Annotated in this window: 7 protein-coding genes and 3 pseudogenes; 3 read left to right on the top strand and 7 right to left on the bottom strand. The window is 70.5% G+C overall.

Annotation, left to right across the window (positions count from 1 at the left end; genetic code table 11):
* Positions 1 to 812 (top strand): annotated as a pseudogene (locus ACI3KX_RS21480) (hypothetical protein); the annotation flags it as partial.
* A gap of 69 nt (positions 813 to 881) precedes the next feature.
* Here the strand turns inward: ACI3KX_RS21480 and ACI3KX_RS21475 are convergent.
* From ACI3KX_RS21475 to ACI3KX_RS21460, 4 genes are all read right to left on the bottom strand, one after another.
* Positions 882 to 1316, bottom strand: a complete 435-nt coding sequence (locus ACI3KX_RS21475; RefSeq protein WP_404911021.1) for a VOC family protein — start codon at positions 1314 to 1316, stop codon at positions 882 to 884.
* A gap of 113 nt (positions 1317 to 1429) precedes the next feature.
* Positions 1430 to 1660: a YkvA family protein gene (locus ACI3KX_RS21470; RefSeq protein ID WP_349425851.1), complete on the bottom strand. Its 231-nt coding sequence runs from the start codon at positions 1658 to 1660 to the stop codon at positions 1430 to 1432.
* A 93-nt stretch (positions 1661 to 1753) separates the two neighbouring features.
* Complete coding sequence (locus tag ACI3KX_RS21465) at positions 1754 to 1930, bottom strand: hypothetical protein (protein ID WP_349425852.1); 177 nt, start codon at positions 1928 to 1930, stop codon at positions 1754 to 1756.
* Between the two features lie 114 nt (positions 1931 to 2044).
* Positions 2045 to 3193 carry a flavin-containing monooxygenase gene (locus tag ACI3KX_RS21460; protein ID WP_404911020.1) on the bottom strand — a complete coding sequence of 383 codons (1149 nt, stop codon included), beginning with the start codon at positions 3191 to 3193 and terminating at the stop codon, positions 2045 to 2047.
* Positions 3194 to 3343: 150 nt separating this feature from the next.
* Between ACI3KX_RS21460 and ACI3KX_RS21455 the strand changes: the two genes are divergently transcribed.
* Positions 3344 to 3670: a putative quinol monooxygenase gene (locus ACI3KX_RS21455; protein ID WP_404911019.1), complete on the top strand. Its 327-nt coding sequence runs from the start codon at positions 3344 to 3346 to the stop codon at positions 3668 to 3670.
* Positions 3671 to 3768: 98 nt separating this feature from the next.
* Here the strand turns inward: ACI3KX_RS21455 and ACI3KX_RS21450 are convergent, their stop codons facing one another.
* The 3 genes and pseudogenes from ACI3KX_RS21450 to ACI3KX_RS21440 all read right to left on the bottom strand — a co-directional run.
* Complete coding sequence (locus ACI3KX_RS21450) at positions 3769 to 4854, bottom strand: DUF998 domain-containing protein (RefSeq protein WP_363356403.1); 1086 nt, start codon at positions 4852 to 4854, stop codon at positions 3769 to 3771.
* A gap of 88 nt (positions 4855 to 4942) precedes the next feature.
* Positions 4943 to 5563 (bottom strand): antibiotic biosynthesis monooxygenase, encoded by a 621-nt coding sequence (locus ACI3KX_RS21445; RefSeq protein WP_404911018.1) that lies wholly within the window; start codon positions 5561 to 5563, stop codon positions 4943 to 4945.
* 140 nt (positions 5564 to 5703) lie between these two features.
* Positions 5704 to 6255: pseudogene (locus tag ACI3KX_RS21440) on the bottom strand (DUF998 domain-containing protein); the annotation flags it as partial.
* Between the two features lie 411 nt (positions 6256 to 6666).
* On the opposite strand from ACI3KX_RS21440, the pseudogene ACI3KX_RS21435 reads away from it, so the two are divergent.
* Positions 6667 to 6981: pseudogene (locus ACI3KX_RS21435) on the top strand (ATP-dependent helicase); the annotation flags it as partial.

Below are 6981 nucleotides of genomic sequence, written 5' to 3'. Positions count from 1 at the left end.
CGGCAGGCGTCGCGGCCGGCGTCGCAGGCGCGGCCGCACTCGAGACGCGACGCGAGCGTCGCCAGCGCGAGCGCGGTGCGGTGGCAGAGGTCGCCGTGCCGGTGATCGAGGAGGGGCCCGACGTCGAGGTATCGGACTCGGCGCCCGCACCCGCGGTCGTCGATGCCCTGCCCGCGGCGACCGAGGAGCACGTTCCGGCCTCCGCCGACGCCGACGCCGATGCCGATGCCGACGCCGATGCCGACGCGCCGGTCGACACCGAGGCGACCGTCATCGATGCCGTGCCGACTGAGCCTTCGGCCGAGGCGATCGCTGAGCCGCAGGAGGACGCGGAAGCCGGCGGGCTGGATGCCACCGAGCAGGCATCCGTGACCGAGCCGGAGGCGCTCGCATCCGAGTCGTCGGTGGGTGCGTTCGGGTCCGACGCCGAGCAGCCGGAAGAGTCCGACGCGGCGATCGGGGACACGAGCGCGGCGGACACCGATGCGGCAGACGTCGCACCGGCCGGCACCGAGGGTGAGAGCGACGCCTCCGGTGAGTCCGAGATCGAGCCGGCAGAGCATCCCGAGACCGCGGCGGACGAGCCGCCGCTCGAGGGCTCGGCCGGTTCGACCGACGAGCCCGGGCTGGAGTCCGAGCCGGAGTCCGTCGACGACGCCGAGAGCGCGCCTGGAATCCCTGAGCCCGAATCGGAGCCCGTCGCGGACGAGGCACGTCACTCCGAGGATGCGGAACCCGAAGCCGAGGGTTCCGAGACGGGCGAGGAGCCCGCTTCCGAACGCGATGGCGATGACCGTCGCCACGACGCCTGACGCCGGTCTCGAACGCGTCTGACGGGGACGGTCCCGCGCCGCCGGGAGCGGGCGTGGGGCCGTCCCTTCTCAGTTCTTCAGTTCCTCGGCGAGCATCACCAGGATGCCGCTGGGACCGCGGAGGTAGGTGAGCTTGTAGACGTCCTGGTAGGTGGCCACGCCGCGCAGCGGATGGCAGCCGTGTCTCGCGGCGATCTCGAGGGCTTCGTCGATGTCGTCGACGGAGAAGGCCACCCGGTGCATGCCGATCTCGTTGGGGAGCGTGGGCTCGGTCTCGATCGCTTCGGGATGGATGTACTCGAAGAGCTCGAGCTGGCCATGGCCGTCGGGCGTCTGCAGCATCGCGATTCTGGCGTGGTTCCCGTCGAGTCCGACGGCGGTGTCGGTCCACTCCCCGCTGACCGTGTCGCGGCCGACCACCGTGAGACCGAGGTCGGTGAAGAACGCGATGGTCGCATCGAGGTCGCGCACGGCGATGCCGACATTCTCGAGTTTGATGGCCATGCGTTGCATGCTACTCAGCACCGCCCACACGGGCTGATGGTCGTGTCGCTACGGTGAGAGCCGTGCCTTTCGCGCTCCGGCCGGCGCCAGGTGATCGGCTGGTCGTGTGCGATCTAGTGCGACGCGAGGGCGGACTGCCACCGGTGCTGCTCGCGGGCGAAGAGCACGGCGAAGATGCCCCACACGCCGAGGTCGTCGGCGAAGCCGAGTGGTCCCAGCAGCAGCTCGGGGATCAGATCGATCGGCGCGAACGTGTAGACGACAGCGGCGATCGCGACGACCCATGTCGTCGGCGCGACACGGTGCTCGCGGCGCTTGACCGCCCTGACAAACCTCCACCACATGCTCCCCAGTGTGCGCGTGCAGCACGTCGGACGGCCCGCCGAGACGGAATCGTGATCGTTCAGTCAGAAGATCCACAGCCCGTGGTCAGCGGGTCACGGCTCGCCCTGCCCCGCCTTCTCGTCCTCTTCCGGCTCGAACGTCGACGGCACGCCCGTGTGCCCCGCCGCGACCCCGTCGGGCGCGTCGGGGATCGTCCCGTCGCGTCCGAGGCCGCCGGGCTTGCGGGTGCCCTCGTCGTCGGTCTTCGGCTCTTCTGCGTTGCGATTCATCGGTTGCTCCCTTGCTCGTCAGCGGAAACGTACGCCGACCCGCGGGCGCACGGATCCCGGTTGACAAACGGCGGAGCACCGCGGCAATGCGCTGCGTTCCGACGGGCGACCGCGTCAGGACGTGCGGAGGTCCGCGCTTCGCAGCTCTCGGCGGATGACGCGCGCGACGACGCGCGCGTCGAGGCCGATCTGGAAGAGCTGCCCCTTCAGCGGGTTCCAGAGGCCGACGAACCGCAGCCCGTCCGTGCCGGGCGCGGACGTCCGGCCTGTCACGATCGGAGCACCACGCTCATCGAGCACACCGAGGTGGCCGATCATCGTGGTCAGCCCCGTGGTGTAGCCGGTGGCGGCGATCACGGCATCCGGCGCGAATCGGCTGCCGTCGGTGAGGACGGCCTCGGATCCGTCGAATCGCTCGAGCGAGGCGACAGGGGTGACCGAGGCGGTTCGCAGCGCCGCGACGAGACCGACGTCGATCGTCGGCGTCACGCCCGTCGACCGTGCCTGTGCGACCACGCCGGCGCGTGCGCGCGGCATCCCGTATCGGGTCAGATCGCCGAGAGTCACACGCTGCAGCAACCGGTTCACCGGGTCGACGAGCGCGGCGGGCAGAACGTCCATCGGGACCGCCATCAACGTTGTCGGAAGGGGTCCGAACTGCCGCGGGATGATGTTCGGCGGCGTCCGGATCGACAGGCGGACGTCGGCGGCGCCGTGCTCGGCGAGGTCGGCAGCGATCTCGGCACCCGTGTTGCCGGCGCCGACCACGAGAACCCGCTGACCGTCGTACGGGTGGGGGCTGCGATACGCCGATGCGTGGATGACGGAGCCGCCGAAATCCTCCTGTCCCGGCCAGTGCGGCTGAACCGGTGTATTGCTGTAGCCGGTGGCGACGACGACCTGTCGCGCCGTCAGCATGCCGGTGTCGGTTGTCGCGGTCCAACGCCCGTCTGCGCGGTCGAGGCGGCGCACCTCGGTGCGGAACTGCGGGGCGAGGCCGTGACGCCGCGCGTAGACGCGAAGGTAGTGCGCCATGTCGTCCTTGGCGACCCAGCGTCCGAACCGCCGGGGCATGCGCAGTCCCGGCAGGGCGGATTGGATGCGCGGCGTGTGCAGATGGAGCCGCTCATAACGCGCGGCCCAGGTGTCGCCGACGGCCTCGCCGCGGTCGACGATCACCGCGTCGATCCCCTGGCGCCGCAGACAGGCGGCGACGGCGAGCCCCGCAGGCCCCGCTCCGACGACGAGCACATCAGCAGACATGGTCCTCCCGAGGGGAACGTTAGCGGGGGGATCCCGCGCACGTCATCACCGGCGTCGAATACTCGGGGCTCACAGGGCGCATGGGGGACACCTACGCATCAACCACGATCGGCCGACCCTCTGTCCGAGCGTTGGGCTACCGTGGCACGCATGGTGTTCGCAAACGCAGGAAGTCTGGGCGCCGCACCCGGCAAGCGGGACGAGCTCGTGCGCCACCTCACGCGTCGCAGCGACCAGCTGCGCGAGGTCGGCTGCCTCCTGTACGAGGTGGGCGTGAACGACGCGGACCCCGACACGGTGTTCGTGGTCGAGCTGTGGGAGAGCGCCGAGGCCCATCGTGCCTCGCTGGCGCTGCCCGAGGTGCAGGCCTCGATCGCGGATGCCCGCGCGCTGCTCTCCGGGCACTTCGGCGGCTTCCGGTTCGACGTCATCGGGTCGCCGCTGCGCGACGACGGAACGGCTCAGGCGCCGTCCTGACGACGTCGCCCGGTGTGCGCTCGGGCCGTCGGGCGCATCAGCGCTGAGGCGCGCGGCTCTCGCGTCCGGCGCGCCCTCGGGCGTGCGGACCGTCCTCGTCAGTCCTGACGGCCGGCGACGCCGAGGAAGCGGATGAAGACCGCGATCCAGCCGAAGATCAGCGCGAACACGATGATCTCGAACGCCGTCAGCGAGAAGAAGCCGACCGCGGGGATGAAGAGGACCACCGAGGCGGCCATCGCCGCGAGGAACGCCCACGACGCGACGAAGTAGGTGCGCGGCATCCCGCGAAGGAAGTTCGGCCCGCCGATGAGCAGGACGAGGAACATCGCCGCCATGCCGGATGCCGAGATGTTGTGCAGCGCGAAATTCACATCGACGGGGAAGATCCCGACGCACGCGAGCATGATGCCCATCACGACGAAGAGCACGGGGACGATGCGTGTGCCGCGCGGATTTTCGAGCACGCCGGCCGCGGCGAGCACGCGCATGTCGTTGGCGATGTAGACCGCGAAGGTCGTCACGAGCAGGCCCGCAGCGATGAGGGTGCCGTTGAACACCCAGCTCGACAGGTCGTCCTCGAAGGTGCCGAGATGACTGAAGTGGATCGTCCACCACCTCGGGTCGGGCGTCGTGACCATGGCTGTCAGCGTGCCGATCGCGATGAACGCGAGCAGCAGCGACGACATGCGCTGCGTCGTCATCGCCGAGACGGACAGGAACACGATCCACGTGGTGATGCCGAGGGTGACCGCCATCAGCACGACCGACCAGAACGTCACGAGCGGAAGCCCGATGAAGCCCATCGCGAGCACGCGATACAGCGCGTACACCGCCACGAACGCGAGCGCCGTGTGGACGATCACCACCGAGACGGTGTTGACGATGTACTTCCATGACGGCAGCGTCTGCCGCCACTCCTGCCCCGGCCGGTTCCGCGCACGCCAGTACTCGGTCGTCGATGCAGCCGCTGCGACCACCGCCGCCCCGCACGCCGCCCACACCGCGAACGAGTCGGCCTGGCCGGCGAGCTGAAGGTCCGGTGCGAACAGCCCGACGAGGAGGCCGTAGATCGCGCCGATCGCGCCGGCGGCGAGACCGGCGTAGACCGCCTGCGACTCCGCACGGCGCCCGGGTGTCGGTGCGGCTGTCTCAGCCGGCGGCGAGGTGTTCGTGGTGCTCACGAGGTCAGAATACGACCGCGCCCGGGCGTGCGGGGCGTTCGCCGCGACACGATCTGGCGACGGTTCCCACGCTCTCTGCTCGGCTCGCTCAGGCGCCGCGCTGCAGCCAGGGGCGCAGCATCCGCGTCACCCACGGGAGAACTGCATACGTCATCACCGGGGTGAGCAGCACCGTCGAGAGCAGCACGCGGGCGATCAGCGGCCACTCCGCGAACCCCGGGACGAACCCGAGGAGCCACGACGCGAGGAGATTCGTGGGGAAGAAGCCGAGCCAGATCGTGACGGCCTGCTTCCAGCGAGGCGGGGCGGACGGGAGGGGATGCTGGACCGGTCCGGTGGCCGGTGACGTGGCGGTACCCGCATGCCGCGACTCGACGTGGGTCGCGAACGGAGCGTCGAACCAGCCCTCGATGCCGGTGCGTCGCTCGACTCTGACCTCGTTCGCGAAGGCGCGGCCGGAATCGAGCCACCACGAACGCTGCGGCGAATCCTCCCATGCCTCGAGGGTCGGGATGTCGCGGAAGCGGTAGAGCATGTACCAGAGGTCGCTGCCCTCGCCCGCGCGGACCCAGCCGGAGCCGAGGAAGCCCGCGAAGCCGGCCGCGAGATCAGTGCCGGCTTGCATCCAGCTCGTGGCCTCGGCGGTGCGGGACGGGTCGATGCGTCGTTCGATCGCGACGGTGATGGGGTGGGCCACGGGTTCTGCCATGGCATCCATTCTCGGGGCGTCCGCGCGGCGGCGCGTCGCCGGACGGCCGCGGGTGCGGGCGCCTGCGAGAGAGTGCGGGGGAGCGTCAGCAGCCACGCGCCCATGGTGACGAACGCCACGAGCTCGAACAGCGCGAGTGTGATGAGTCCGGCGGTCAGCACGACCATGCCGGCGGCGAGCAGCGCGACGCAGATCGCGGTGGCGCGGCGGAACCGGCGACTGCGGCCGGGGATGGCGAGACCGGTGGCGACGGTCGCGAGGAACGACAGGCCCAGGCCGGTCGCGATGAGGTCGTGCATCACGGGACTCACCGGGATCGGCACGAGGCCAACGCCGGTGAGGTGCAGGCCGGCCGAGACGATCGACCCGCGGAAGCCGCGCGCCGAGCGACGACGGATGCCGCTGGGCAGCGCGACGACGATGAACACGCCGTAGGCGGCGAGGAAGAAGCCCGAGAAGATCGCGATCGAGTTGAATGTGCGGCCTGAGAAGTCGGAGTGCGTGCCGAGCTGCGAGAAGTGGTGGTGCCACCACGTCGGGTCGTGGCTGGTGAGCAACGAGAGGAGGACGCCCACGGGAAGTGAGAGCACCGCGAGTCGCCCGATGCGGTGCGCGATGAGGGTGTGTTCGACGGCGGTCGCCGTGATGGATGCGGCGTCCGGTCCCGGCGGGTCGGCGTCATCGGTGATCATCCCCGGCGTGGCGCGCGGCGCAGACGCGGCCGGCCGGTGGTTCGTGGCGCGTGGGCGCGCCGAGGAGGCGGTGGACACCTTCGCACGAAGCGGCACGACAGGACCGCTGGTTGCGTCGGAAAGGGTCGTGGAAGACATTCGACTCACGATCGGGTTCTGTTCGACGCGCCCGGATGCCGGACATCCCCCATAGACCCCGACACCGAGGCCCGCCGGCTTTGACGACAAATCCCCAGTTCAGCGGCGAACCGCTCAGTCAAACAGTATCCCGATCGGCCGAGAAAGCGCTGGCCGGGCTCTGGTTCTGATACGGATCGGTCACGTGGGTGCGCGGGTACGCTGGTGAGGTCGGCGTGCGCACGGCGCCGCGGCGGTGTCGATGCGACGCCCCGCCGATCCTGGAGGAGCCGGATGCCCAAGAACAAGAAGCCCGGCGGCGGACGCGCGGCGAAGAACTACGACCCGCGCTATAACCCCAAGAATCGGGCCGCGAGCCAGGGGCGGGACGGGCAGGACGCGAAGCGCCGCCCGGGCGACTCGTCGTCGGGCAAGCCCGGCAGTCGCAGCGCCGGACACCGGGGATTCCGTGCCGAGGAGCCCTCGAAGGACGCGGAGGCCGGTCGCCCCAAGGGGCGCTGGACCGCCCAGGAGCGGGCCGGCCGCGACGAGGCGCGGGCGATCAGCACCCACGCCCGCGATGACCGCGGGCGCCCGGCTCGCTTGGAC

Origin of the sequence: Microbacterium sp. ZW CA_36 (genome assembly GCF_044987475.1) — a bacterium.
Classification (GTDB): domain Bacteria; phylum Actinomycetota; class Actinomycetes; order Actinomycetales; family Microbacteriaceae; genus Microbacterium.
This window is presented reverse-complemented; position numbering and strand designations above follow the sequence as displayed.